Here is a 23,821-nt window from a genome sequence, read left to right as displayed (position 1 = left end):
GCAATGATCAGGTAGAATAGACAACGGTGCGCAGCTCCCCCGCGCACCGCCACACTCGCCCGAGTCGACGAAGGAGCACCGGTGACCACTGCACGCAACGCACAGTCGCACATGACCGAAGCCCAGATCGACCGAGCCATCGCCGCCGCCACCGCCGGCCACCGCATGGCCGGCATGGAACCCACCGACTACGACATCGAAATCGGACGCCGGCAACTACGCGGAGAAATCACCGGCGACGAAGCAGTCGCACTCGTCCTCGCCGAAAACCGCCGCCGCCGAGCTGCCCGCAGTTGAAAGACCCGTACGTCGACCCCGAAACCGGGGTCCTGATCAACAAACTCGGGCACACCGACCCCCAAGCACTCCTCGAGGACGAACGAGCAGCCGCCTACCAGCGAATCCTGCAACTCGAAACACAGCCCATACCAGGCAATTTCGACTTCGACCACCTCAAAAAGATCCACCAATTCATCCTGCAAGACGTCTACGACTGGGCAGGCACCCTCCGCACCCGCGACACCGGCGCCGTCGGCATGAACCTCCCACACTGCCGACCCGAACACATCGAAAACCAAGCAGCGTTCATCTTCCGCGGAATCGCCAAAGACAACTTCCCCAAGGCCTCCCGAAAGACCGCGCCGTCGACCGACTCGCCTACCACTGGGGCGAAACCACCGTCCTGCACCCATTCCGAGACGGCAACTCCCGCACACAACGAGTCTTCTTCGACGAACTCCTCAAATCCTCCGGCTGGACCATCGACTGGCAAAAAGTCCACGCCTCCGCAGTACAAGCAGCCCGCTACGTCGCCATGGAAGCAACCCACACCCCACTCCGCGACGTCCTCGCCCCCGGCGTGCACCGCAACAACACCGAACCGCCCACACTCGCCAAAACTCAAGGCAACGTCATCCACCTCGAGGTAGCCGAGCACCACAAAGCGATGATCGAGCACCTCCGCAGCGGAAACCGCGAACCCTACAACCCCAACGAACTCAGCGACATCGCCAACCGCGCCCGCATGAGCTTCCCCGCATCACCCACGCACCGTGCCCGCAGCGCGGCCCCCGAAGACACCACACCGAAACGGCCGGCCACACCGAAACGCGAACACGACCTCGGCAGAGACTGACCCTCGCGATAGCGCGGAGTCAGCGCAGGTCAGCCGCATCGACGACATGCGACACTGTCGGCACGTTCGGCGTCCGCCGGGTACTCCCACACGTCTCACACTTCCCCGAACCCTGTGGACTACCGACCACAGTTGGCATCGACACCCACACCCCACCGCACAGAACGCCCGGCGAGATCACTTCTGAACACGGCTGCGTCACCGGCGTTGACTGATCCATCAACCCACCGTAGGACAGATTCCGACTCGTGTCAGACACACTCGCACGTAACCCGAAAACCAGAGCGAAGGCGCCACCGCCGGGGACTGTAAGAACAACGGTGTAACTCTGAAAGGAGATACGCCACTATGACTGACGTGATTGAACGTGAGACAGAGACGAACTCGGCTCAGCCGGGTATCAGCGATGCGCGGCTCAAAGAGCTGGTCGAGCAGGCGCGAGCCGAAGGGCTGCAGTTGACCGGAGATGGTGGATTGCTGTCGAAGCTGACCAAGCTAGTCGTGGAGTCCGCGCTCGAAGGCGAGATGGACGACCACCTCGGATACGGCAAGAGCGACCCGGCAGGGAGGGGCAGCGGCAACTCCCGCAACGGCAGACGAGCCAAGAACGTGTTGACCGAGGCCGGCCCGGTCGAACTCGAGGTGCCCCGTGACCGGGATTCCTCCTTCGAGCCGAAGATCGTGGCCAAGCGGCAGCGTCGGCTCTCAGGCGTGGAGGACATGGTGATCTCATTGTCGGCCAAGGGTTTGACGACCGGTGAGATCGCTGCACACCTGGCCGAGGTGTACGGAGCTGATGTGTCCAAGCAGACGATCTCGACGATCACCGAGCGGGTGATGGAAGGCATGGCCGAGTGGCAGAACCGGCCGTTGGATCCTGTGTACCCGGTGTTGTTCATCGACTGCATCCACGTCAAGATCCGCGAGGGCAACGTCGCTAACCGGCCGATCTACGTCGCGATGGGGGTGACTGTCGACGGCACCCGCGACATCCTCGGACTGTGGGTCGGTGAGCACGGCGACGGGGAGGGAGCGAAGTACTGGCTTCGGGTGTTGTCCGAGCTGAAAAACCGTGGTGTGCAAGATGTTCTGATCGTCGTGTGCGACGGTCTCAAGCATCTACCCGACTCGATCGAGCAAGTGTGGCCACAGACCATCGTGCAGACTTGTGTGGTCCATCTTCTCCGTAACACCTACGCCTATGCCTCCCGCAAGGACTGGTCCGAGATCGCCAAGGACCTCAAACCCGTCTACACGGCTCCGTCGGAGCAGGCCGCGCTCGACCGATTCGCAGAGTTCAGTGACAAATGGGAGAAACGCTATCCCGCGATCATCAGGCTCTGGACTAACGCCTGGGCTGAGTTCGTGCCGTTCCTACAATTCGACAACGCCATCCGGCAGGTCATTTACACGACCAACGCCATCGAAAGTGTCAACGCCCGAATCCGCAGGGCTGTCAAGGCCCGTGGACACTTTCCGACCGAGGCCGCGGCCTTGAAATGCGTGTATCTGGCCATCATGAGCCTCGATCCCAAAGGCACCGCCCGCAGGCGCTGGTCCAACCGATGGAAGGCAGCACTGAATGCCTTCGAGATAACGTTCGACGGACGGCTGTCTGCCGGACGAAAGTAGTTAGAAACCAATCAATTACACCGTTTTCTGGACAGACCCCACCGCCGCTTAACCGGCTCATCCCAATCGGGGGTGTAGGAGTTGGGGTCTGAAGCCGCCGGTCTCGAGCAGGCTTCGGGCGATGTAGTTGGTCAGGTTGCGGAATCCGAGTGCGGAGCTGCGCAGGTGTTCGAGCCGTCCGTTGAGCGCCTCGGTCGGCCCGTTGCTGGTGCCGGGTCGTTCGAAGTAGGCGAGCACGTCAGCGGCTCGCTTCTTCAGGGTCCGGCCCAGGGTGGTGAGCTCGGTGAGCACCTTGGGGACGCCGGCGCTGAGGTCGGTGATCAGCTTCTCCATGAGCTCGCGGCCACGTTGCCGGTCCTCGTGGCGATAGGCGGCGATCATGCGCTGGTAGACACCCCAGGTCGCCTCGACCTCGACGTGAGCGTCATCAACGAACAGCGCGCGTAGCCTGTCGCTCTGCTTGTCGGTGAGCAGGTCCGCGCCGGTGTGCAGCGTGCGCCGCGACTTGTAGAGCGGGTCGTCCCTGAACCCACGGTGCGCGTGGATCGCGAGTTGGACCCGGCACCTGTCGAGGGCGTCACCGGCCAGGCGCACGACGTGGAAGGGATCCATCACCGTGACTGCGTCCGGGATCTCCTCTGCAGCGGCGGTCTTGAACCCGGTGAAGCCGTCCATCGCGACCACCTCGACCGCGTCACGGAAGGCGTCGTCGCGGTCGGCGAGCCAGGTCTTGAACGCCGCCTTCGACCGGCCCTCGACCATGTCCAGCAGCCTTGCTGGGCCGGCGCCATCGCGGACCGGGGTGAGGTCGATGATCACGGTGACGTACTTGTCGCCACGCCTGGTGTGGCGCCAGACGTGCTCATCGACGCCAATGACCTTCACGCCCTCAAACCGCGTGGGGTCGTTGATCAGCAGCCGCTTGCCTTCAGCCAGGACCGCGTTGTTGGCGGTGTCCCACGCGAGCCCGAGTCCCTCGGCGACACGGGCGACGGTGAGGTGTGCGACCACGATCCCTTCCAGCGCCCACCGCAGCCCGGTGCGCGAGAGCTTCGCGCGTGGCTCCGCCGCGGCGCTGGTGTCTTGGCGCCACACGTGTCCGCAGTCGGCACAGCGGTAGCGGCGCACTACAACTTCCAGCACGGTCGGTCGCCAGCCCAGCGGCTCGTGGGCCAACCGCCGGATCACGGTGTCACGAGCAGCGCCTTCGCTGCCGCACCGTCGGCACCACTGATCTGGTTCCACCACGCGGCACGCGAGGACCGCACGATCCGGTTCAAGTCGTTGTCCGGTCACGCTCAGACCGAGGCCGTCGAGTCGAGCGAAGGCGGTCAGGTCAGGGCGGCCGAAGCCGGCCGGCGGCGTAGCGTCGGACACGTCGAGGTCTTTCGGATGGATGGCGTAGGAACCTCCGTCGTCGGGAGACCTCGACGTCTATCTGCGGACCGACGCGCCCGGCCGACCTACACCGTCATCTGAGAAGACCCCTGAAACGTCTTCGACGACGACGGGACCGGCGAGGAGGAGGGCGCGGTGAGCTAAAGGAATGGAGCTTGCTCGGCTTCGACGCCGCCGCAAGCTCCGGTGAAACGGTCGGTACTGGTCGGTCGTCGTCGGTCACCACCGGATGGCGGCGTCCCCCACGCTCGGCGTTTGCGCAGGTCAGCGGCTCGTTCGCCCAGTGGGCGCATCAAGCGATAGACGCAAAGCCGATGTGATTAGGTCGTCGGTTCGATTCCGACAGGCGGCTCCGGCGAACAGCCCCTGACCTGCGGAAACGCAGGGCAGGGGCGGTTCGGTTCTGGTGGTCGCGCGATGCGCTGGCCTCACGGCTCTGCCCGACACCGACGTCGCTCTCCTCTGCGACGGAACCCTCGCCGGCTGAGCGCTCGCGGCCGGCATCCTGTCCGTGTGCCGATAGGCCTCGCACCGCTCGGCAACGCAGCGTGGCGTTGCGTCGCGACCTGGCGACGGCTCGGCGGGGCGCGATCGTCTCGTGCGTTGGCGGACTACGGGAGCTTGGACGCGAGGACGTCGGCCGCCAGGATCTCGGGTGCTGCGCCGAGGAGGTGCTGGTTGGCCATCAGGGCTGCGACGATGGCGCCGTTGGCGTGGGCGTCGCGAGCGGCCTCGTCGGGGAATGCATCGAAGATCCAGAAGGTGTCGGCGTGGGTCCTGACCGCGAACCAGACAATCGTTCCTACTTCTTCGTTGGCGAGCGCGACAGCGCCGGCGAGCAGATCGGCGAGCGCGTCGTGCTGTCCATCTGCCGCGACGATCTTGGCGACGAAGGCATACGGAAGTGATGCGGGTGTGGACATGAGGGGTTCTCCTAGGTGTCGAGGTTTCTTGGTGAAGCGAGTTCAGCGTATGACGAGCAAGGACATGTGAGAAGTGGCGTATACGGCAGTATTGCTATTGTTTGCGCCATGCGTATCGGACTGATCGCGATCGACGGCTGCTTCGGTTCGGCTGTCGCGTCGGTCATCGACATCGTGCGGGTGGCCGACGGAGCCCGCGGCGATGTCGACCCGCGGATCGACCCGATCGAACTCGCCATCCTCGGACCGAAACGGAGAGTGACCACGACGGCATCGATGACCCTGTCGGTGGACCACCCGCTGTCGGAGTCCGCAGAGTTCGACGTGGTCGTCGTCCCTGCGCTTGGAACCCTCACGGCCGCCGCTACCAACGACGCCCTCCAGAGCCGAGATGCTCGTTCGGTCATCGCCTCGCTCGGGCGCCTCGACGACGCGACCACCCGGATCGCCGCGGCGTGCACCGGCGTGTTCGCTGTCGCCGAGACCGGACGGATGCATCATCGGCGGGCGACGACCAGCTGGTTCCTGGGGCCGGAGTTCCTGAAGCGCTATCCGACCGTCGCCCTCGATCTCGACACCATGGTCGTGGTCGACGGGAACCTCGTCACCGCCGGCGCCGCGTTCGCCCACATCGACCTCGCGCTCTCACTCGTGCGATCGATCAGCCCCGACCTGGCCCAACATGTCGCCAAGCTCCTCATCATCGACGAGCGTCCGTCGCAGGCGGCCTTCGTCGCCTACGAACATCTCCGGCACGAGGACCCGATCGTCGTCGAGTTCGAACGCTTCGTGCGCGCCCGCCTGGACGAACCGTTCAACGTCGCCTTCGTCGCGCAGTCGCTCGGCACCAGCCGGCGCACCCTCGAACGACGAGTCCGTGCGGCGCTCAACCTCACTCCGCTCGGCTTCGTCCAACGGCTTCGCATCGAACGAGCTCGGCACCTCTCAGCAACCACGGACCTCACCTCCGCCGAGATCGCGCTACGGGTCGGCTACGCGAACGCCGAGACTCTGCGCTCCCTCCTGCGTAGGGAGCGACGCCGTTCCTGACCTATCGCCATGCCTGTAGCCGGTGTCCTAGTGCTCGACTGGAACCACCTCTCAGCACGTCGCGTCGACGCTCCTGCGTCGCCCCTGGACGACCCACTCGACACGCCCGCAGCACAGGCCATGTGACGTGTCCTGGCTTCCCGGACGGTCGGGGTTGGGTGGCTGTGATGTCGCTGCGTTCTCGTCGAGGGGGTCAGCAGACTCGATCAGGGTCGATTGGGATGAGACGCGAAGGCGGTCAGGTCAGGGCGGCCGAAGCCGGCCGGCGGGGTAGCGTCGGTCACGTCGAGGTCTTTCGGATGGATGGCGTAGGAACCTCCATCGTCGGGAGACCTCGACGTCTACCTGCGGACCGACGCGCCCGGCCGACCTACACCCTCATCTGGGAAGAGCCTCTTTCGACACCGCATCGCTGAGCACCGACTCGCTCGAGGAACTGAATCTCGGCAAGATCAGCGAACTGCTCAAGCTCGGCATCACCGCCGTCTCTTTCATCACCGCACTGAACTCGCTCAGCTGAGCGAACATTCGGGCTGACGCCGAACCGAAAACCTGTCGAGGTATGAGTTCGCCACGAGATGCTCCCTGCGCGTTGGGACCGAACTCCACGGCCCTACGTGTAGGGAGCAGTTCAGTTTTTGAGTAGATAGATCTCAGGGGAGCGGAGGCGGTCATTCCTGATCCCGGTCCATCGGCGCCGGCAATAGGAATACGTAATATCCACGGTGAGAAGAAATTCAGCTTTCCGGTACGCATCACTGTCTAGGCTGAGACGTGTGATTGTGGGCGAACAAGTCTCGCGGCGAACACCTTCCGGCCGGACTGAATCTCGGGGTCAACAAATGGACGTGCATCTTCTTGAGGATGTGGCGGCGCGTAGCCCCGATTCGGGTGCAGACCCTCAGCGGTGGCCCGATCCGTCACCACGGTGTTAAGAGAATGCGGCCTGCACCGCAGTAAATTGTTTTCCGGGCTCAGTCCCTCGTACTGTTCTAGTATCGTCGACCAGCGCCCCGCCGCACGGTTCCAGGCCCTCAATTCAGGTGTCGATAGTGAGTCGCCAGACTTTGTATGCACGGTAGATGGATGCCGCGATCAAGCCCCCCTTTCCGCTTGGACGTCTCTTCGCGAAGGCAACGAGCGGTTTGTCAACCACGCGTCCATGCCCTCGACAACGGAACTTGGTCTCAATACGTCAACGCATCACTGCTGGTGACATGATGCGTGATCGTGGAGGCATGGATGGGCAACAGGGCGCTCGGGTTCACTGTGGATCAAGAGAACACGATCTGGGAGATGTGGCGTCGCGGTGATTCGCTGAGTGCGACCGGGCGGGTCCTCGGGGAGAGTGTCCCTCAGATCGGCCGGTTCCTGCGTAAATCCGGCGGTATCCGGCCGCTCCCACGTCGTCGGCGAGCATCTCATCTCACGGCCGGGGAGCGTGAAGAGATTTCCCGTGGGATCGCCGCCGGTGACAGTGCTCGGACGATCGCCGACAAACTCGGAAGATCCCCGTCCACGATCGCTCGGGAGATCGCCCGCAACGGCGGCCGCGAACACTATCGGGCGACCCCGGCGGATGCCGCAGCGTATGTCCGCGCGCGCCGCCCTCAAATCTCGACTCTCTCTACCAGGCATTTTCTGCGGGAGGTTGTCACAGGGAAGCTGAGTGAGCAGTGGTCACCGCAGCAGATCTCCGCCTGGCTCCGGCGCGAGTATCCGTCCGATCCGCAGATGTGGGTTTCGCACGAGACGATTTACCGTTGCCTGTACATACCGTCGCGGCAAGTATTCGACGACACAAAATTTCACGAACTGCGTACCGATCGGCGGATCCGCCGGCCTCGTGGGAAGAAACGCTCCCACGGGCGCGGGCAGATACGGAACAGGGTCCCCATCGATCACCGCAGCCCAGCAGCGGATGCTCGTAGCGAGCCCGGACACCTCGAAGGTGATCTCGTGTTCGGCACCCGCCCGTCGGCGGTCGCGACGCTGGTAGATCGGCAATCACGCGCCGTGCATGTGGTCGCACTGCCGAACGGGTACCGGGCCGAGACGGTTGCGGACGCCTTGATCGCCTATCTGGGCCGGTTGCCTGCGCATCTGCGTCGGTCGTTGACGTGGGATCGGGGACTGGAAATGGCCGCGCACGAGCGCATCACCGCAGCACTCGACCTGCCCATCTACTTTTGCGCCCCGCATCATCCGTGGCAACGAGGGACGAACGAAAATACGAACGGGCTCCTGCGCCAGTACCTGCGCAAGAACGCTGACCTGCGCACTTTCAGCCAGGAGGACCTGAATTCGATCGCGGTAAGACTCAACAATCGGCCTCGTCGGGTGCTCGACTGGGACAGTCCACGCCAACGAGAAGACCAGGTGCTCGGCTCCTCGGGTCTGTCCAGAAAACGGTGTAATTGATTGGTTTCTAACTACTTTCGTCCGGCAGACAGCCGTCCGTCGAACGTTATCTCGAAGGCATTCAGTGCTGCCTTCCATCGGTTGGACCAGCGCCTGCGGGCGGTGCCTTTGGGATCGAGGCTCATGATGGCCAGATACACGCATTTCAAGGCCGCGGCCTCGGTCGGAAAGTGTCCACGGGCCTTGACAGCCCTGCGGATTCGGGCGTTGACACTTTCGATGGCGTTGGTCGTGTAAATGACCTGCCGGATGGCGTTGTCGAATTGTAGGAACGGCACGAACTCAGCCCAGGCGTTAGTCCAGAGCCTGATGATCGCGGGATAGCGTTTCTCCCATTTGTCACTGAACTCTGCGAATCGGTCGAGCGCGGCCTGCTCCGACGGCGCCGTGTAGACGGGTTTGAGGTCCTTGGCGATCTCGGACCAGTCCTTGCGGGAGGCATAGGCGTAGGTGTTACGGAGAAGATGGACCACACAAGTCTGCACGATGGTCTGTGGCCACACTTGCTCGATCGAGTCGGGTAGATGCTTGAGACCGTCGCACACGACGATCAGAACATCTTGCACACCACGGTTTTTCAGCTCGGACAACACCCGAAGCCAGTACTTCGCTCCCTCCCCGTCGCCGTGCTCACCGACCCACAGTCCGAGGATGTCGCGGGTGCCGTCGACAGTCACCCCCATCGCGACGTAGATCGGCCGGTTAGCGACGTTGCCCTCGCGGATCTTGACGTGGATGCAGTCGATGAACAACACCGGGTACACAGGATCCAACGGCCGGTTCTGCCACTCGGCCATGCCTTCCATCACCCGCTCGGTGATCGTCGAGATCGTCTGCTTGGACACATCAGCTCCGTACACCTCGGCCAGGTGTGCAGCGATCTCACCGGTCGTCAAACCCTTGGCCGACAATGAGATCACCATGTCCTCCACGCCTGAGAGCCGACGCTGCCGCTTGGCCACGATCTTCGGCTCGAAGGAGGAATCCCGGTCACGGGGCACCTCGAGTTCGACCGGGCCGGCCTCGGTCAACACGTTCTTGGCTCGTCTGCCGTTGCGGGAGTTGCCGCTGCCCCTCCCTGCCGGGTCGCTCTTGCCGTATCCGAGGTGGTCGTCCATCTCGCCTTCGAGCGCGGACTCCACGACTAGCTTGGTCAGCTTCGACAGCAATCCACCATCTCCGGTCAACTGCAGCCCTTCGGCTCGCGCCTGCTCGACCAGCTCTTTGAGCCGCGCATCGCTGATACCCGGCTGAGCCGAGTTCGTCTCTGTCTCACGTTCAATCACGTCAGTCATAGTGGCGTATCTCCTTTCAGAGTTACACCGTTGTTCTTACAGTCCCGGCTCCTCCGCAGTCGGATAGCAAAGCTGGCCATAACGGCGGTTGGCATGATGATGGTCATGGCTGCCACCGGTCTTCCCGAACTCGATGTCGCCCGTATCGTGAAGTACTGCGCCAGTCGGGTTCCCGATCGTCTGCGTCATGAGATTCGGGTCGAATGCGACATCGCGCTGCGCCATGTCACGATCTGCGAATGCCGGCCGCCGTGGCGTGAGGACTTCGGACCGGAGTGGACGCGATTCCCGATCGCCCGCCTGTCTTACACGAAGAAAACCGGGCTGTGGACTCTGTATTGGCGGGACCGGAACCTCAAGTTTCACCGTTACCAGTTCTTGGCGCCGAGTCCTCACGTTCAGGATTTGCTCGATCACATCGAAAGCGGTGCGGACCCGATCTTCTGGGGTTGATCCGTTATCGTCGGTGATGCGTTGACCTATTGAGACCAAGAACTGTTCCGGACAGCTTCGTCCGCAGTGCGGTCGAGCGTGGTTCTGATGGGCAGCAACGAGGGCTTGTCCACCGTCGACGAACTCGAAGGCCGTCACGTCGTGGAGACCGGCTCGCTGATCATGCAGAGGTCGCGGATTATCGCCGACAAGAATGGACAAGAGTGCGTGCGCGATCGTCGGTGTCACGTACACGTTGTCCGACGGTCGCATGCGAGTTCAGGGCACAGTCGGCGACATCGGGAGCATCTGATCCGCGAACGAAAGTAACGTGCATTGGTATCGTCCGGGTTGGGTTGCAGCATTTCGGGCTTGAATTTCAGGGTGCCGTCGGATCCGTTTTTGGCCCTGGAGTGTGAAGCGAGTGCAAGAGCATACGGATCTCGGTGCGGTGGTAGCGGCGGTGACCGCCGATGGTCGAGGTAAACCCGATTTTTCCTTCGTCAGCCCAGCGAGCGACTGTTTTCGGAGTTACACGAAAAAGTTCGGACACTTGTTTTGGAGTGAGTAAGTCTTCGGAGCCGATATCGAAGACAGCGGGAGGAGGTGGCGGTCCATTGCCGCCGCTGCTTTCGTGCTGAGCGGTGGCTGGAGTCGACCCGTTCAGGCCCATGATTGTCCTTTCGAGGAGTCGACGGTGCGTGATTCTTTCTGACTCGGATGCCCGGTATCGGATCGAAGAATTTTTCTGTACGCGGTGAGCAGATATTTTTCGGCAGCGGTGTAGACGGTGATCGGGGTGCCGTCTGAGTCTGTGGTCTGGACGATGAGTTCGAGGTAGCGGCGGCGGTATAGATAGGCATCGGGTTGCTGCAGCAGGAATTGCGCGGCGGCGATGACTTCTGGACTCGGCGCTACACGTGCGAATCTGGCGTGAGACTGCAGGTGGCGATCTATGTCGGTGTGCGGGTACGGATCTGACTCTGTATCCGTTGGGTCGTGGGCGTTCATCAGGTCGTGCTCCTGGCGTTGATTCGTTCTGTGTCGCCGTCGTAGTAGTCCAACAATCTCTGATCCATCACCCGGCGCCACAGCGGTGGAATCCACGCGATCACGATCATCATTGCGTAGCCGGCCGGAAGTTGCGGCGCTTCGGCCGCGCTACGCAGACTTTGGTACCGCAGCTTCGGGTTGGCGTGGTGATCGCTGTGCCGCTGCAGTTGGTAGAGAAACAGATTGCTCACGACGTGATCGCTGTTCCAACTGTCAGCGGGGCTGGCGCGAACGTACGAGCCGTCGGCACGCTTGCCACGCAGCAGGCCGTAATGCTCGAGGTAGTTCGCGGCTTCGAGGAAGGTGAATCCGGCAACTGCCTGCAGCAGGAGCCAGGGCGCGACCTCCCAACCGAAGATACCGATCAGCGTCGCGAAGAGGACAACACTCATCGCCCAAGCGTTGAGAATATTGTTCTCGAAGCTCGAGGTTCGTTTGCCTTTCCTCTGGAGTCGAGCGCTCTCGATGCGCCATGCCGAACGCAGCCCGCCGAACACACTTCGTGGCAAGAACCTCCAGAAGCTCTCACCGAACCGTGAGCTGGCCGGGTCCTGCGGAGTAGCTACACGCACATGGTGGCCGAAATTGTGTTCCACGTAGAAGTGCCCGTAGAGAGATTGCGCAAGCGCCACTTTCGCGAGCCACTGTTCGATCTTCTCGCTCTTGTGGCCGAGTTCGTGGGCCGCGTTGATACCGACGCCGGCGACGACGCCCACCGTGAACGACATCGCGATCTTCTCCGCGATTCCCATCGGAGCGTTGATCCAGCACCAGCAGGCGAAGACCAGACCGGCGTATTGCAAGGGGAGGAACGCGTAAGTGCACCAGCGGTAGTAGCGGTCCTTCTGCAGTCGTGGGATCGCATCGTCCGGCGGACTTTCGCCGTCTTCACCGGCCAGCATGTCGATGATCGGGATGACGATGACCAGTAGCCACGCGCCGGTCGCCCAGAACAATCCGAGACGAAGGTTGTCGACGAGAATCCAGGAGAGGAACGGGCTGAGTGGAATCAGCAATCCGAGCGGCCACAGGTACCTCTTACGATCACGCCACACCGAAGGACCTTCGATGCTCGCGGGTGTGGAAGCCGCGGGAGTCATGGTGACATCTGGTGAATAGGGGGCATTTTCCTAAGGATTCAGTCTTAGAGGACGTTTACGATATGTGTATCTCATTCCAGAGCCGAGGGTTACACGTGGAATCGAAGTAAGAGGTGATCGCCAGTCGGGGGCTGAGGCGCGGCCCTGCGATCTCGGCCTCCTCGGATATCCATGACTCGCCGGTGGCTAATCCGTCTTTTTCGCACGATCGATGAATGATCTTGGTGAAGAACAAGACTCGTGTTCATTCCGGGATGCCTTTGCCAACCTGCTTGGGCATGTTGCGACTTTGGGTGTGCCCAGGATTCGGAGCGAGCGCTCCATCAACCTCGGATGCGGGTGATGGAGACCACAGCAATATGGCAGGGGCTAGCTACACGACTTCCGGCTGCTGTGTACTAACTGACATTCATTCGAGACGTTCGAGCCCCACTTTCCGAGGTTCCTGCTGAGTGCAGATGACTATGCTCGCTCTGTAAGTTCACGTGAGAGTGGGGCGACCGTGATGGTAAAGGCTGATCCAGACGACCACCTTGTTGCTGTGCTGTGTTCTGTTTTCTCCGGGAGTCGTGCAGCTTTCGCCGAATTCTACGACCGGACTTCCCCTTGGGTCTGCGACCTGCTCATGCAGATGTTCGGTGATCAGCGAGTTAGCGACGAACTGGCACGGTCGGTGTATCGCGAGGTATGGGCATGCGCGCCCGAGTACAAGACGGAAAACGGGAGCCCTACGGCGTGGGTAATCATGATTGCTCACCGGCGAGCGATAGAAAAGATTCGCTCCCCGCCCTCGGCGCGAGGCTTTATGGTCCTCTCAGGAGGCCTCCGGATCGGCTGAGGAAGCCCACGCATGCAAAGACGGCTTCAGTTGGTCAACAGGGGATTGCCGCGCAAGAAGATACCTCTACCAGGGATATTACTGCGGTTGGACACAGCGGCAGATAGCCCACCGTGACGGGGTGACCGTTACCCTTGTGCGATCGAGCATCAAATCAGCCGTATTGACTGCACGCGCTAGTCAGCAATGCGGTCTGATGTAGCCGGAGTTCTGACGGAGGCATGTTCGGCGTTGGTGCTACGAGCGGAGAGCTTCGCGGGGTGATCGGGCGCAGTAATCGAGGTTTGCACGAATTAGGTGGTCCGACTGTGAAAGGGTTTGCAGGAAGGAGACGGGATGTGCTGGACGAGTACTGACGGCGCTCACGAAGGAGCGCCGGCGACGATCGTCGCCGGCGATCGCACCGCACTGTCGTACAGCGCCCGGGGCTTCGGACTCGAGGACGGAACGTACGTGCCCGATGAAGCGACGATCGGTTGGCGCGCGCAATGCTCGTGCGGATGGAAAGCATTGGGGCTCATCGAGCGTGTGACCGACGCCGACCTACCTCGACGACCGGACCAGATCCTCGACCTCTCGGGAGGGCCCGCATTCCCGGAAGTAGAAGACATATGCCACGCACAATGGCTTGAGCATGTCCGCCGATCCGCTTCAGCATGCCCCACGAACGCGTTCTCCATGACCACATGACGCACGACTCGGCGAGGTATCGGTCGGGGACCTATGATTCCTGATCTGCAGTCGACTCACGCGTGAGGTCTAGGGCCGCACACCTCGCTGTTGTACAGGGGGGAGTGGTGCGTGCACCACTCCTGAGTGGTCCCGGCGTACTGTGACCCACCGCGGAGATGCGGTGGTCGGATCGAGAGGCATCGACCCGACCACGCCGATGACACCGTCGTCAACACCGATCACCTGTCCTCCGCGTAGGAGGGTGACGTCTTCTCTGGTGATCTTGGTCTTGTCGGCGCGAGCCGTCATCAGCCACTCTCCGTGATCATCCGTCAATTTCGCGAGCCAGGTCCCCATATGACCTGCCTCTACCTTCGTGTTCGTTGGCGGCCCCCCCGAGTCGCGCTCTCAAACAAAGCCTCGCGCGAGCGCAGCTAGGTGCCCCGCTGTGTTATCCGCTCGGAGCACTTATCTCTGGGAGTGCATGTCCATTGTGTTTTCGTCGGCTATGAAATTTAGCCAGGAAATGCTAGCCAATAACTCGTAACAACGTCACTGCAGGATGGTGACCGTGTTTTTCGGTGCACTCAGTGCGTCAATTCGTCCTTCTTGGCGCGAGCCTTTTCGAGTGCCTTCTCGGCGCGCTTGCGGGCCCGCTTACCCAGCACCTCGGTTTGCTCCGACGCCGTTTCGGCCCACTCGTTGCTCTTTTCGAGGGCGAGTTCGGCGAACTCCGAGCTGCGCTTGCTCGCCAGCTCGGCCAGTTCGGCGCTGCGCTCGCGTGCGGTCTCGGCCAGTTCGGAGCCGCGCTTCTGCGCGACTTCGAGGATGTCCGGGCCGCGTTCTTTGGCGACCTCTCCGAATTCCGCGGCTCGCTTGCTCGCGATCTCCGCGAATTCGGAGCTGCGCTCCTTGGCAAGTTCGAGCCAATCCGTGCCGTGTGCCTTCGCGGTTTCGGCAAGTTCGGAACCGCGTTCGGACGCCACCGACAGAGCATGCTCGACGCGATCGCTAGTGTGATCGGTCTGCGATGCGACCAATGGAAGTGCTGCGGCGATAGACGCCTGGGCTTTCTTCGCGGCGCGACGGCCGCGCCAGCCGAGCGACGGCTTGCCCTCGGTGTCGACGGAGGCGATCATCAGTCCGCCGAGCAAGCTGACGTTCTTGATGAAGTTGGTGCGCTGCATCGCTCGCAGTGACGGATCGGTTTCGTTCCAGAAGTCGTGACCGGCAAGCGTGGTCGGTACCAGGCTCCCCGCGAGCACCAACGACGCGAGCCGCGGCGCCTTGCCGGTGGCCAGCAGGGCACCGCCGCCGATCTGGACGGCGGCGTTGATCTTGACGAGTGTTTCCGGATCAGCAGGCACCTTCTGCGTCACTGCTCCTGGCAGCGTCTCGACGGATTTGTCGATCAGCGGTGACGCTTTGGCTGCTCGCTGAGCGGGGTTGCGCAAAGCATCGATTCCCCCGGCGATGAAGATCGTGGAAAGCAGTGGACGAGCAATTCGACGTACCAGCATGTTTCAAGCCTTCCAGAGTGAATGCGACATTTGGAGAACCACTCTCCGCGGGCCTCCCGGCAGGTTGCTCAGCTGTACTGAACTCTGTCGACAGGCACCCTCAAACGTGGAGGTGGGATGTGCCCAGTCCCTCTCTTACAGGAGGAGGCGATCCCGGTAGTGGTGCATCATCATGGGTCGAGCAAATTAGGTACCCGCGCGAGCCAGATGTCCCAGGCGAGGGTTAGGCCGGGGTATATAGGGTGTTAATACCAAACTTTTCGACCGCCCACAGCGCGACCCATGGTGCCCAGAAGTGTCAGGATTGCGCCGACCACCACCAAGATGATGCCGACTGTCGTCAAAATACTGATTGCGGTGAAGTAACCGATCAGGGCCAGAATGATGCCGAGGACAATCACAGTGATTCCTATTCTCTCGCTAGGTTCTCGCTCTGCGCACCGGCCAGCCACCAGATCCGGCGGTGCGAGAAGTTCAATCGATCACAGAATCTATACCATCAGACATAGATTATAGGCAAAATTGAAACCAGATGTAGTGAGGTGGCGTTAAGCGCCGACCTGGCCCGGCCACGAGGCCGGTCGGTGCCTGGCGAACATTGAGGAAGGGCGTAGTCAAGGGCCCACCGACACTGAGTACGAGCAGAGTCCCGGTGGGCGGGCACGCGCCCGCCGTGTCGGCGACGAGCGCGAAGTTCGGGCGGTCCACCGACATCAGGTGTGAACATCGGTCGGTGGACCGTGCGTGTCAGAACCGGCGACAACTCCGACACGCAGATCGAAGACCCGCCGGGACGGAGTGGGGGACTCAACCGGCGGGTCAACATCCTCCATGCCCTGGTGCCTTGTTCTCCAAACATGAACAGCCCGCCGTATTTGTCGAGCAGGCACAACGAGGCCCAGCAGAAACCGATCAAGGCGACGGGCAGCACTCCCTGATGCTGGCCTTGTCGTCCAGAGTCGCCTGCTGCACCAGATGAGCGTCATTCTGCCGTGCGTCAGTACAAGTACATTGCCGCGTTCCTGACAAGTAACGGAGAAGGGTAGTGTTCGGCCCTCGTTCCAGGCTGGCGCGGGTGGGTGGGGGACCGAGAATGTTCATCTCGATCACGCCGGCGGTGCGAAGCCTCACGCCCGTAACTCGATGCCATTCTGCAGCGGTTGCGACGCGGATAGACGTTGGTGATCACTCCCCGCGAAGTGGCGAGATCGTGGTATCGGTCAACGACTGATGTCGATACCGACCGGCTGTTCGATAACGCCCCTGCATCCGCTGCGGCAATCAACGAAACTTTCCCGGCGGTCGGTCAGTTCAGGCGGTGAACCGGCGTAGAACTCGAGCACGGTAATAAACAGTGGACATCTACATTGAAGGCAGTCGCGTCCGAGTTCGGTGCCGACGACGGGCACAGTGCTCACGAAATCGACCATAGGCCAATTCTTCGAACGCGCATTCCTACTGGCAGGCAACGCATCCCGCGCACCGATGACACCGGTAAGTCTGTGACGCGATGTATGTGTCTGCTGCGCTTACCGTCGCATTCTGCAAGCGAGCCACCGACTGGGTGGGGAACACAGGAGATGGAATGAATTCTAGTAAATTTCGGAAGGGGCTTCATGGGCATCGCTGACCAGAATGGCACAACGCCGGGCGTCTCGACAGAGATGAAGTCGGGCAAGGACCTGCCACCCTCGATGATCGAGCGACTGACGTTGATTCTCGACGCCTTCGGCGGCCGAGGAGCTCGGATCACGCTCGAACAGGTTGCATGCCGTACTCGATTACCTCGCTCCACTGTCCACCGCATTCTCGATCAACTCACCACCTTCGGATGGGTCGAGCACGCCTCCTTCGGATACTGCCTCGGTCGCCGCGCTCTCCGGGGGACGGCGACGGCGAGAGGCGCAGCTCGCTTCGTGAAGCGGCCGCACCGTTTCTGCACGAATTGCACCAGCAGACCGGTATGGTCGTGCATCTGACCGTCCTCGACGGCCCCGACGTCGTCGATCTCGACAAAGTCGGCGGACGTTTCGCCGCTGCAATCCCGTCGCGTGTCGGGGGTCACGCCCCCGCCCACTGCACCGCCGGCGGAAAAGCGATCCTGGCGTGGATCACCCCCGAACGCGTCGACGCTCTTTTCGGCTCAGTCCTTTCTCGCAGTACGGAAAACACCATCACAAACATCAATGTTTTGCACCAGGAACTGAGTCGCATCCGCCGGCGCCGCGGTGTGGCCTTCGAGCGAGGAGAGTCAGCTCATGGTGTGGCCTGCATCGCTGCTGCGGTTCGCGGATACGAAGAACCCGTCGGCAGCATTGCCCTGTGCGGCAACAACAAATCCGTTCAGCTAGAACGCCTCGCCCCTTGGTCGTCCACGCGGTCCGTGAAATTTCTCGATCGTTGTACCCCGAATCGGACCATTCCCGTAGACCACGAAAGGCGCCTTCCGTTCCTGCGGCCACATTCTCCGTGGAGATGATGGATCGCCTCCTGGCGGCATCACCGGAAGACTGGATCTAACGTATCTCGACCGATCGAGTCCGCGGTGTCAGTACCTGGACGGTATTCCCGAGAACTCGCTGACGCATCCTTAACTCCTCGACCACGCTGGATGGCGCTTGTTTGCATTCTCCAGGGCTCGCCGTGGATCAGCCATGTCATTTTGAACATGTTGGGCTGCAAGCAGATACATTTTTCGTTGAATGTGTCATTGTGCGAGAATGCGGATTCCGTTGGCGTCCTGGGCGAGGATGTGGGCGAAGTGGCGGTTGGATTTGTCGAGTCCGTCGGAGAGGTTCGCGCCACGCAAGAAGGATGCTGCGGCGGCGTCGAGGTGCCGCGCAATGCGCAGGAGCAGGCCGAGGGGCGGGAACGAGGAAGACGTGGGCGTCTGCGGTGATAATGTCGATAGTAGCGACAGACCGGCCTCAGTTTCGTTGTCGTCGTGGTTGATGTGGGCGACTTTCAATGCTTCGGCCGGGGCTGCCGCTGGAAATTTCTGTGCCGAGCCTGCGACAATGTTTCCGTTTTGTCGGCACGACAGCGAACTATTGGCGGTAATGGTGTTGTGCTGCAATGTGTCCTTATTTTCACCATTGCTTGACAGGGGCGCACGGGAGTCGGAAGCAGAAAACGGCAGGGTTAACCGCGATAGCGGCGAGGGAACCGCTGCATGCGCGGGAAGGATACGAGCTGCTGAGTCCGAGCGCTCCTCTTACCGGCGGCGACATGTGATCATCGTTCTGAAATCGATACTGTCTAGGTTTTTCGACGTGAGGATCGTATGTTCGCTGATCGGTTGAATATGTTGTTCGAGGATTCGCCGCGATTCGGTCGTCCGGTCACGCAAGCTGTGGTGGCGGACGGTCTCGCCGCGAGTGGCTCTCGCCTCTCCCGCCCTTATCTGTCTCAGTTACGTCGAAGTAGGCGGACGAACCCTTCTCCGGATGTGGTCGCTGTGCTTGCTAATTTCTTCGGCGTCGATGACAAGTATTTTTATCTGCCGGTCGACAGTGAGGGGGCGGAACCGTCGGTTGTCATCGACTGTCTCGAACAGGGGGCGTTGCGGCAACTGTTGGCTGCAGTGGTCGGCCTTTCCGAGTCGTCCACAGGGCTGGTCGTCGACATGGCGGAACGTTTGCGCCGCGCAGAAAAACTTCCAGAGATCACTGCGGGCGCTGATTGACCGAAACGTACTGCTATAGACCGGTTCCCCGACGCTGAAAGGTGAACGGTCTGGAGTGGTAGGGACGAGTATCTGCTCCTGACTGGGGAACTCGTTTTCGAAGACCACTGGGACTGCTCTCCGGGATGCGTTCGACTATGCCGTGCTCGATCGTCGGAGAACGTTCGGCGTGTTTGCGGTGCGATCGCTCACTACCCGACGTAGGGTCGGATTCCGCCAGATTATCGACCCAACCCCGAGAGTATGGCGCCGGGGGGACGGGTCACGGCATTTCTCTGCCTACCACCCCTACTTGAGGTCCCGTGCCCTTTGCCGGCTCTGGGCGTCCGGCTCGCCGGCAAGCTTCACTCCCTTACCGCCCTGCTCGAGTAGCACCTTGAGGCGGCTGAGCAAGTTCGCTCAACATGTGACAGAGGGGAACGAGCCGCCGGTACCGAGGTTCTCGTCAGAACCTCGGTTCCTGCTTGCCTGCCGGGCAGGCAAAAATACGTCGCGTTGCGAGCGATGGGAGGACCGCGCGGAATGGTGGCAGTGACCGAGAGTGCCGAATACGCCCATCGGATCGACATTCCAGTTGGCGTCCGCCAGTAGGGGGTGGACGTTCGCGCGAGCCTTCACCAACTGAAGTCCGGATGGGGAAGTCGCGGAGTTCGGTGATGAGGGCTTCGAGGCGTAGATCTCGGCGAGGTAGGTGAGAGTGCTCCCTGTGGTTATCCAGAACCTTCTTAATCAGGGTGTAAAAGGCATCCGAGGGCCCGCCCAGCTTTCGGTCCCTGACCTAGCGAGTGCGCAGCCGGGAATATCCCGATCTACGGAGGTGCTGGGCGCAGCGATGAAACCGGCGGCGAGAAGGAGCAGGGAGGGGCTAGTTGCGCGGCCGAATGTGGGAAGGACATCGGGTCTCCATTTGAGGTTCACCCCGGATGGTGGACACCGAGATAGCGGGACTGATAATTCCGCTGGAAGGATGTCCTCATGTCCCGCACACGCAGGTCGTTCACGACCGAGTACAAGGTCGAGGCCGCCCACCGGGTGATCGATTCAGGCCGCACCATCGCCGAGGTCGCCCGAGAACTCGGCATCAACGAAGCCCTGCTCGGACGCTGGGTCGCCGACGAACGCGGCGGATCGAGGCCGCCGCAGCATCCGGTGACCAACCGCTCACGACTGCGGAACGCACCGAGTTGGCACGGTTGCGTCGGCAGGTTTCCGAGCAGGAGAAAGACATCGTGTTCCTGAAAAAAGCGTCCGCGTACTTCGCGGCCAATCAACAAAAGTAGAGCTCTACGCGTTGATGGCCGCGGAGTGCGCGAACTCCGCAATTCATCGGATGGCACGCCTGCTCGAAGTATCGACCTCCGGTTTCTACAAACATCAAAGTCTCAGTGTGACAACCCGATTAGAAGAACGACAGCAGCGCAGAGCTGATCTGGAAGTGAAGATCCACGCGATCCACCGGGAGTCGAAAGGGGTCTACGGGGCACCGCGGATCACCGCTGAACTCCGCGACCGTGGTGAAACCGTCACCGAGAAAACGGTTGCCAAGATCATGCGATCGCTCGGTGTCGCCGGGATCAGCCCACGCACGTTCAAGGTCCGCACCACCGTGGTCGATCCGTTCGTATCGTTCCCTGAGGATCTGGTGCAGCGCCGGTTCGATCGGGGGCGCCTCGATGCGGTGTGGACCTCGGATATCACCTACCTGACCTGCGGAGAGGGCGACATGTATCTCTGCGCGATCAAGGACGAACATTCCAAGAAGGTCCTCGGGTGGGCGGTGGCCGATCACATGCGCAGCGAGCTCGTTCTCGATGCTCTGGGCATGGCGGTCGCCGAACGTGGCGGCGATGTTGCGGGCACAATCATGCACTCGGACAAAGGAACTCAATATACCGCGGGGATCCTGAAGCAGGCGTGTGAGCGCTACGGGTTGCGGCGTTCGATGGGTGAAACGGGCATATGCTGGGACAACGCTGGCGCGGAAAGCTTATGGTCGACGTTCAAGCACGAGTACTACTACCGTCACACCTTCACCCATGCCGCCGAATTGGTTGCTGCGGTTGACTACTGGATGAACTTCTACAACACTCGACGTCGGCACTCCACGATCGGAATGCTCAGCCCCCACAACTACGAACAGTCACTGACCGCGCCCATCATGGCCGCGTAACAACTGTCCACTTTTCGGGGTGAACCTCAATTTACCGGTACTAGGTGTGAATGCCAGCAACCGAAAGCTAGAAACCTGTTGTAATTTGCCTGGCGTCGCTGTCGACGTGACGGGACCGAGACGTCGGCAGCGAATGTAATCCAGGGGCGCCGAGATGGAGCTATTCTGCGAAGGCGCCTCGTCCGAGAATGGATCGGACACTAACCGCAGTGAGACGAGTGCGAGTGGTTCGCGTCCAGCGAGACCGAGGTAACGAAGTATGTGCTGAATAGGAAGATTCGAAGTGTAACGGAAAGGTGAGACGAAACGATTGGGTTTTTTCCTGCTGATTTGCCCGAAATTGCTCCGGTTAGCGTCAAAGCTGGAAATTGTCTACCCCGGCATTACTGAACATACTTTTGCGGTTTTTTCCGCTAGGGTGGGCGGAGTGAGGCCAAATGGGCTGTATGCGAGATATGTCAGGTTTCGGGAGAGGACAGATGCTCGGTCGTTGGCTGTCCTCTTGAGCACGGGCGGGGCCCTCCCACTGCCGGCGATCGCGCTATTGTCTCCTTCATTCACGCGAACGGGTACAGGCCTGTATTTTGCCGCTATCTGGGTCAGCACGTTGGTCATCTTTCTTCTGACACTGACCGTAGGTCGTTTGTCGGACCGAATGTTTTCCGTCGTGGGTTTGATCGGGATGGTCGGCATCGCTGCATCCGCCTATCTGGTGACAGATCCGCTGGCAGCCCGGGGAATCGTCACTCTGCTCTCAGCGATACCGGCTATCGCGGCGATGGCGTCGAGTAGACGGGTCATCGTCGGGCACACGATCGTCGCGATAGCACTCGCTTGTGCGGTAGCGGTCACCGTGGCTCACGGGTTTGCTGCTGCTCTGGTCAGCTGCACTGTGTCGGTGACGGTAATTTGGTTGCCGGTGTTCATGATCGGAGCCTTGCGTCGCTCGCTCGTGTTCACTCAAGCGCGGTACCGGGAGCTGGCCCACACCGATCCGTTGACGAGTCTGCCCAATCGTCGAGGGTTTCTCGATCGAATCGAGCGATATCACCGCAGCTATCCCGCCAGCACGGGGCAGATGGGTTTTCTGATGATCGATGTCGATCATTTCAAGCAGATCAATGATCTGTTCGGTCACAGCGCGGGGGACCAGACGCTTCGCAGCGTTGTTGCGGCCATCGCGCGAGCGGTGGGCTCGGGAGTGCTGGTCGCCAGGTCCGGCGGCGAAGAATTTGTCGCTTTCTTCGCCGCCTCGGACTTGAATGGAGTCGAGGCTCTCGCCGAACGGATCCGAGCGTCGGTAGCCGAGTCGTGCGACGTGACGGTGAGTATCGGGGCGATTTACTGTGAACTCGACGATCACCCTGCTTCGCCGGAGATGTCGTTGGGGGAGTTGACGGATGTCTTGACCCACCGTGTGGATGCCCTCATGTACGCCGCCAAGGCAGGGGGACGCAATACGGTTCGGTGTCAACAGCTTCCGAGGATGAGGGTGAACTTGGTGCATGGGCAACCCAGCGATGTCAGCCGGCCCGCGTTGTTCGAGATCGGGACATCAGCGGTCGACCCCGTTCACTAGCGAAGCCCCTGCGCCGCTGCGAGATACGTGTCGACTGCTCGTTGATTGTGTTTCACCGTGCTCGGGCTCAGTGTTTGGTGCTCGGCCCGCATGAGTGGCCACAGGGCAGGATCTGCGTCCGCGCGCAATGATCGACGATCCCACCACATCATGCGCGTGCGATAACGCCCGTCGGGATACGCGGCCGCCGGTATCTGTGTATCGACCCGGCCCCCGGATGATTCCCACCTACTTAGTACGTGGTCCGCGGCCGTTGCCATCACGAAGCGAGATTGCAGACGCTCCATCGTCGGCAGTGCCACTCTCGCCAACGCAGCAGACAATTTCCCGGCATGCGGGGACTTCGGAGAGACCCACGCCGACTTCATCTCCACCACCCCGTCGGGGATTCGGGTAGCGATCGCCTCACGTACAGCGTCGAGACCCCTGTTGCCCGCCCATTCGACCACAGCATGTGACTGAGAAGCGCAGACGTAGGGTCCCTGCGCGCGTACCCCGCCCACGACCGCCCCGTCGTCGACGAGGGCGTAGAACAAGGAAGTCGAAATGCCGTCTCTCACCGCCGGTACATCCAAGGCCGCTTGCGCTCCGTACCTCTCGTAGGCTTCCCAAGCGCCGCACAAATATTCTTCCCAGAGATTTTCATCCGCTGCAGGATGGGAGAGAACCAACCGGACACCATCGGTGTCGGGCACCTCGACAGCTGCGTAATTCGCATCGAAGTTACCGAGCGTGTATTCGGTGATCGCCGTCATCACATTCCCCTTCTAGAAAATCCGGATCGGCCAGCTGCAGCCGGAACTTCGCGAGTACCGCCCAGTCGGGCACTCGCCCGCTGATTGTCCGCCGACGCCTCGGCTAGGGCTTCCCGACACACACATCTGCCCCACCACGCACCCTGGTGAGCAACGCCTCACA

Annotated in this window: 24 protein-coding genes and 3 pseudogenes; 15 read left to right on the top strand and 12 right to left on the bottom strand. The window is 61.3% G+C overall.

Translation table 11 applies throughout. The annotated features are described in order from the left end of the window. Positions 1 to 81 precede the first annotated feature (81 nt). The 4 genes and pseudogenes from EHW12_RS33540 (at position 82) to EHW12_RS33530 (ending at position 2,767) form a co-directional block, all read left to right on the top strand. Complete coding sequence (locus tag EHW12_RS33540) at positions 82 to 297, top strand: antitoxin VbhA family protein (RefSeq protein WP_075835818.1); 216 nt, start codon at positions 82 to 84, stop codon at positions 295 to 297. Then, positions 284 to 682 (top strand): annotated as a pseudogene (locus tag EHW12_RS36100) (hypothetical protein); the annotation flags it as partial. The gene EHW12_RS33540 and the pseudogene EHW12_RS36100, both read left to right, overlap by 14 nt. A gap of 132 nt (positions 683 to 814) precedes the next feature. Beyond that, a complete protein-coding gene (locus EHW12_RS35695; protein ID WP_241199240.1) occupies positions 815 to 1,135 on the top strand; it encodes a hypothetical protein in 321 nt (106 codons plus the stop codon). 348 nt (positions 1,136 to 1,483) lie between these two features. Next, a complete protein-coding gene (locus EHW12_RS33530; RefSeq protein ID WP_075832375.1) occupies positions 1,484 to 2,767 on the top strand; it encodes an IS256 family transposase in 1,284 nt (427 codons plus the stop codon). Between the two features lie 57 nt (positions 2,768 to 2,824). Here the strand turns inward: EHW12_RS33530 and EHW12_RS33525 are convergent, their stop codons facing one another. Then, entirely contained in the window at positions 2,825 to 4,144 is a 1,320-nt protein-coding gene (locus EHW12_RS33525; RefSeq protein WP_125053489.1) for an ISL3-like element ISPfr2 family transposase, read from the bottom strand. A gap of 176 nt (positions 4,145 to 4,320) precedes the next feature. Between EHW12_RS33525 and EHW12_RS34915 the strand changes: the two genes are divergently transcribed. Continuing rightward, a complete protein-coding gene (locus EHW12_RS34915; protein WP_164490679.1) occupies positions 4,321 to 4,485 on the top strand; it encodes a hypothetical protein in 165 nt (54 codons plus the stop codon). A 291-nt stretch (positions 4,486 to 4,776) separates the two neighbouring features. Here the strand turns inward: EHW12_RS34915 and EHW12_RS33520 are convergent, their stop codons facing one another. Further along, a complete protein-coding gene (locus EHW12_RS33520) occupies positions 4,777 to 5,088 on the bottom strand; it encodes an antibiotic biosynthesis monooxygenase (protein WP_003941073.1) in 312 nt (103 codons plus the stop codon). Positions 5,089 to 5,196: 108 nt separating this feature from the next. Here EHW12_RS33520 and EHW12_RS33515 point away from each other — a divergent pair, with 108 nt between their 5' ends. Together EHW12_RS33515 and EHW12_RS33500 are read left to right on the top strand one after the other, a co-directional pair. After that, positions 5,197 to 6,138, top strand: a complete 942-nt coding sequence (locus EHW12_RS33515) for a helix-turn-helix domain-containing protein (protein ID WP_003941078.1) — start codon at positions 5,197 to 5,199, stop codon at positions 6,136 to 6,138. Positions 6,139 to 7,380: 1,242 nt separating this feature from the next. Beyond that, positions 7,381 to 8,559, top strand: a complete 1,179-nt coding sequence (locus EHW12_RS33500; protein ID WP_125053487.1) for an IS30 family transposase — start codon at positions 7,381 to 7,383, stop codon at positions 8,557 to 8,559. An 11-nt stretch (positions 8,560 to 8,570) separates the two neighbouring features. On the opposite strand, the gene EHW12_RS33495 is transcribed toward EHW12_RS33500, so the two are convergent. Next, a complete protein-coding gene (locus EHW12_RS33495) occupies positions 8,571 to 9,854 on the bottom strand; it encodes an IS256 family transposase (RefSeq protein ID WP_075832375.1) in 1,284 nt (427 codons plus the stop codon). A gap of 105 nt (positions 9,855 to 9,959) precedes the next feature. On the opposite strand from EHW12_RS33495, the gene EHW12_RS33490 reads away from it, so the two are divergent. Together EHW12_RS33490 and EHW12_RS33485 are read left to right on the top strand one after the other, a co-directional pair. Then, on the top strand, positions 9,960 to 10,307 hold the full coding sequence (locus EHW12_RS33490) for a DUF3024 domain-containing protein (protein ID WP_125053412.1): 348 nt from the start codon (positions 9,960 to 9,962) through the stop codon (positions 10,305 to 10,307). Between the two features lie 44 nt (positions 10,308 to 10,351). Continuing rightward, positions 10,352 to 10,599 (top strand): annotated as a pseudogene (locus tag EHW12_RS33485) (carbonic anhydrase); the annotation flags it as partial. A 66-nt stretch (positions 10,600 to 10,665) separates the two neighbouring features. Here EHW12_RS33485 and EHW12_RS33480 read toward each other — a convergent pair. The 3 genes from EHW12_RS33480 to EHW12_RS33470 form a co-directional block, all read right to left on the bottom strand. Beyond that, positions 10,666 to 10,872 carry a BldC family transcriptional regulator gene (locus EHW12_RS33480; RefSeq protein ID WP_075836434.1) on the bottom strand — a complete coding sequence of 69 codons (207 nt, stop codon included), beginning with the start codon at positions 10,870 to 10,872 and terminating at the stop codon, positions 10,666 to 10,668. A gap of 77 nt (positions 10,873 to 10,949) precedes the next feature. Next, a complete protein-coding gene (locus EHW12_RS35025) occupies positions 10,950 to 11,297 on the bottom strand; it encodes a hypothetical protein (protein WP_206434869.1) in 348 nt (115 codons plus the stop codon). Then, positions 11,297 to 12,439, bottom strand: coding sequence for an alkane 1-monooxygenase (locus tag EHW12_RS33470; protein WP_125053485.1), 1,143 nt, complete (start codon positions 12,437 to 12,439; stop codon positions 11,297 to 11,299). Before EHW12_RS33470 ends, EHW12_RS35025 begins: the two co-directional genes overlap by 1 nt. A 1,174-nt stretch (positions 12,440 to 13,613) precedes the next feature. On the opposite strand from EHW12_RS33470, the gene EHW12_RS33460 reads away from it, so the two are divergent. Further along, positions 13,614 to 13,967 (top strand): hypothetical protein, encoded by a 354-nt coding sequence (locus EHW12_RS33460; RefSeq protein WP_075836219.1) that lies wholly within the window; start codon positions 13,614 to 13,616, stop codon positions 13,965 to 13,967. 69 nt (positions 13,968 to 14,036) lie between these two features. On the opposite strand, the gene EHW12_RS33455 is transcribed toward EHW12_RS33460, so the two are convergent. From EHW12_RS33455 to EHW12_RS33445, 4 genes are all read right to left on the bottom strand, one after another. Next, positions 14,037 to 14,258 carry a hypothetical protein gene (locus EHW12_RS33455; RefSeq protein ID WP_178377395.1) on the bottom strand — a complete coding sequence of 74 codons (222 nt, stop codon included), beginning with the start codon at positions 14,256 to 14,258 and terminating at the stop codon, positions 14,037 to 14,039. A 278-nt stretch (positions 14,259 to 14,536) separates the two neighbouring features. Then, entirely contained in the window at positions 14,537 to 15,469 is a 933-nt protein-coding gene (locus tag EHW12_RS33450) for a DoxX family protein (RefSeq protein WP_003944048.1), read from the bottom strand. Positions 15,470 to 15,714: 245 nt separating this feature from the next. Further along, a complete protein-coding gene (locus tag EHW12_RS34910; RefSeq protein WP_087503832.1) occupies positions 15,715 to 15,870 on the bottom strand; it encodes a DUF6131 family protein in 156 nt (51 codons plus the stop codon). A gap of 819 nt (positions 15,871 to 16,689) precedes the next feature. Beyond that, the gene (locus tag EHW12_RS33445) at positions 16,690 to 16,887 is read right to left on the bottom strand and encodes a hypothetical protein (protein ID WP_125053481.1); all 198 of its coding nucleotides are present in this window, start codon (positions 16,885 to 16,887) and stop codon (positions 16,690 to 16,692) included. 198 nt (positions 16,888 to 17,085) lie between these two features. Between EHW12_RS33445 and EHW12_RS33440 the strand changes: the two are divergent. Beyond that, positions 17,086 to 17,989: pseudogene (locus EHW12_RS33440) on the top strand (IclR family transcriptional regulator). 187 nt (positions 17,990 to 18,176) lie between these two features. On the opposite strand, the gene EHW12_RS33435 reads toward EHW12_RS33440, so the two are convergent. Next, on the bottom strand, positions 18,177 to 18,545 hold the full coding sequence (locus EHW12_RS33435) for a hypothetical protein (RefSeq protein WP_125053479.1): 369 nt from the start codon (positions 18,543 to 18,545) through the stop codon (positions 18,177 to 18,179). A gap of 381 nt (positions 18,546 to 18,926) precedes the next feature. Here EHW12_RS33435 and EHW12_RS35690 point away from each other — a divergent pair, with 381 nt between their 5' ends. The 4 genes from EHW12_RS35690 to EHW12_RS33415 all read left to right on the top strand — a co-directional run bounded on the left by EHW12_RS35690 (position 18,927) and on the right by EHW12_RS33415 (position 22,903). Next, positions 18,927 to 19,154, top strand: a complete 228-nt coding sequence (locus tag EHW12_RS35690) for a hypothetical protein (protein ID WP_231783839.1) — start codon at positions 18,927 to 18,929, stop codon at positions 19,152 to 19,154. Between the two features lie 975 nt (positions 19,155 to 20,129). Then, a complete protein-coding gene (locus EHW12_RS33425; RefSeq protein ID WP_125053477.1) occupies positions 20,130 to 20,393 on the top strand; it encodes a transposase in 264 nt (87 codons plus the stop codon). Positions 20,394 to 20,448: 55 nt separating this feature from the next. Further along, entirely contained in the window at positions 20,449 to 21,324 is an 876-nt protein-coding gene (locus tag EHW12_RS33420) for an IS3 family transposase (protein ID WP_241199239.1), read from the top strand. A 655-nt stretch (positions 21,325 to 21,979) separates the two neighbouring features. Beyond that, the gene (locus EHW12_RS33415; protein ID WP_241199238.1) at positions 21,980 to 22,903 is read left to right on the top strand and encodes a GGDEF domain-containing protein; all 924 of its coding nucleotides are present in this window, start codon (positions 21,980 to 21,982) and stop codon (positions 22,901 to 22,903) included. Here the strand turns inward: EHW12_RS33415 and EHW12_RS33410 are convergent. Next, on the bottom strand, positions 22,900 to 23,658 hold the full coding sequence (locus tag EHW12_RS33410) for a hypothetical protein (protein ID WP_064442793.1): 759 nt from the start codon (positions 23,656 to 23,658) through the stop codon (positions 22,900 to 22,902). The two genes, EHW12_RS33415 and EHW12_RS33410, sit on opposite strands and share 4 nt — an antisense overlap. Positions 23,659 to 23,821: the final 163 nt, after the last annotated feature.

Source organism: Rhodococcus sp. NJ-530 (assembly GCF_003860625.1).
Classification (GTDB): Bacteria; Actinomycetota; Actinomycetes; order Mycobacteriales; family Mycobacteriaceae; genus Rhodococcus_F; species Rhodococcus_F qingshengii.
The sequence above is the reverse complement of the archived record's forward strand: the minus strand, read 5'-3'. Positions and strand labels throughout refer to the sequence as shown.

Excerpts from the sequence above, each read along its gene's own strand:
- EHW12_RS35695 (WP_241199240.1), top strand. The coding sequence starts at position 815 with ATGGAAGCAACCCACACCCCACTCCGCGACGTCCTCGCCCCCGGCGTG.
- EHW12_RS33530 (WP_075832375.1), top strand. The coding sequence starts at position 1,484 with ATGACTGACGTGATTGAACGTGAGACAGAGACGAACTCGGCTCAGCCG.
- EHW12_RS33520 (WP_003941073.1), bottom strand. The coding sequence starts at position 5,088 with ATGTCCACACCCGCATCACTTCCGTATGCCTTCGTCGCCAAGATCGTC.
- EHW12_RS33515 (WP_003941078.1), top strand. The coding sequence starts at position 5,197 with ATGCGTATCGGACTGATCGCGATCGACGGCTGCTTCGGTTCGGCTGTC.
- EHW12_RS33500 (WP_125053487.1), top strand. The coding sequence starts at position 7,381 with ATGGGCAACAGGGCGCTCGGGTTCACTGTGGATCAAGAGAACACGATC.
- EHW12_RS33495 (WP_075832375.1), bottom strand. The coding sequence starts at position 9,854 with ATGACTGACGTGATTGAACGTGAGACAGAGACGAACTCGGCTCAGCCG.
- EHW12_RS33490 (WP_125053412.1), top strand. The coding sequence starts at position 9,960 with ATGGCTGCCACCGGTCTTCCCGAACTCGATGTCGCCCGTATCGTGAAG.
- EHW12_RS35025 (WP_206434869.1), bottom strand. The coding sequence starts at position 11,297 with ATGAACGCCCACGACCCAACGGATACAGAGTCAGATCCGTACCCGCAC.
- EHW12_RS33470 (WP_125053485.1), bottom strand. The coding sequence starts at position 12,439 with ATGACTCCCGCGGCTTCCACACCCGCGAGCATCGAAGGTCCTTCGGTG.
- EHW12_RS33460 (WP_075836219.1), top strand. The coding sequence starts at position 13,614 with ATGTGCTGGACGAGTACTGACGGCGCTCACGAAGGAGCGCCGGCGACG.
- EHW12_RS33455 (WP_178377395.1), bottom strand. The coding sequence starts at position 14,258 with ATGACGGCTCGCGCCGACAAGACCAAGATCACCAGAGAAGACGTCACC.
- EHW12_RS33450 (WP_003944048.1), bottom strand. The coding sequence starts at position 15,469 with ATGCTGGTACGTCGAATTGCTCGTCCACTGCTTTCCACGATCTTCATC.
- EHW12_RS33425 (WP_125053477.1), top strand. The coding sequence starts at position 20,130 with ATGTCCCGCACACGCAGGTCGTTCACGACCGAGTACAAGGTCGAGGCC.
- EHW12_RS33420 (WP_241199239.1), top strand. The coding sequence starts at position 20,449 with ATGGCCGCGGAGTGCGCGAACTCCGCAATTCATCGGATGGCACGCCTG.
- EHW12_RS33415 (WP_241199238.1), top strand. The coding sequence starts at position 21,980 with ATGTTTTCCGTCGTGGGTTTGATCGGGATGGTCGGCATCGCTGCATCC.
- EHW12_RS33410 (WP_064442793.1), bottom strand. The coding sequence starts at position 23,658 with ATGACGGCGATCACCGAATACACGCTCGGTAACTTCGATGCGAATTAC.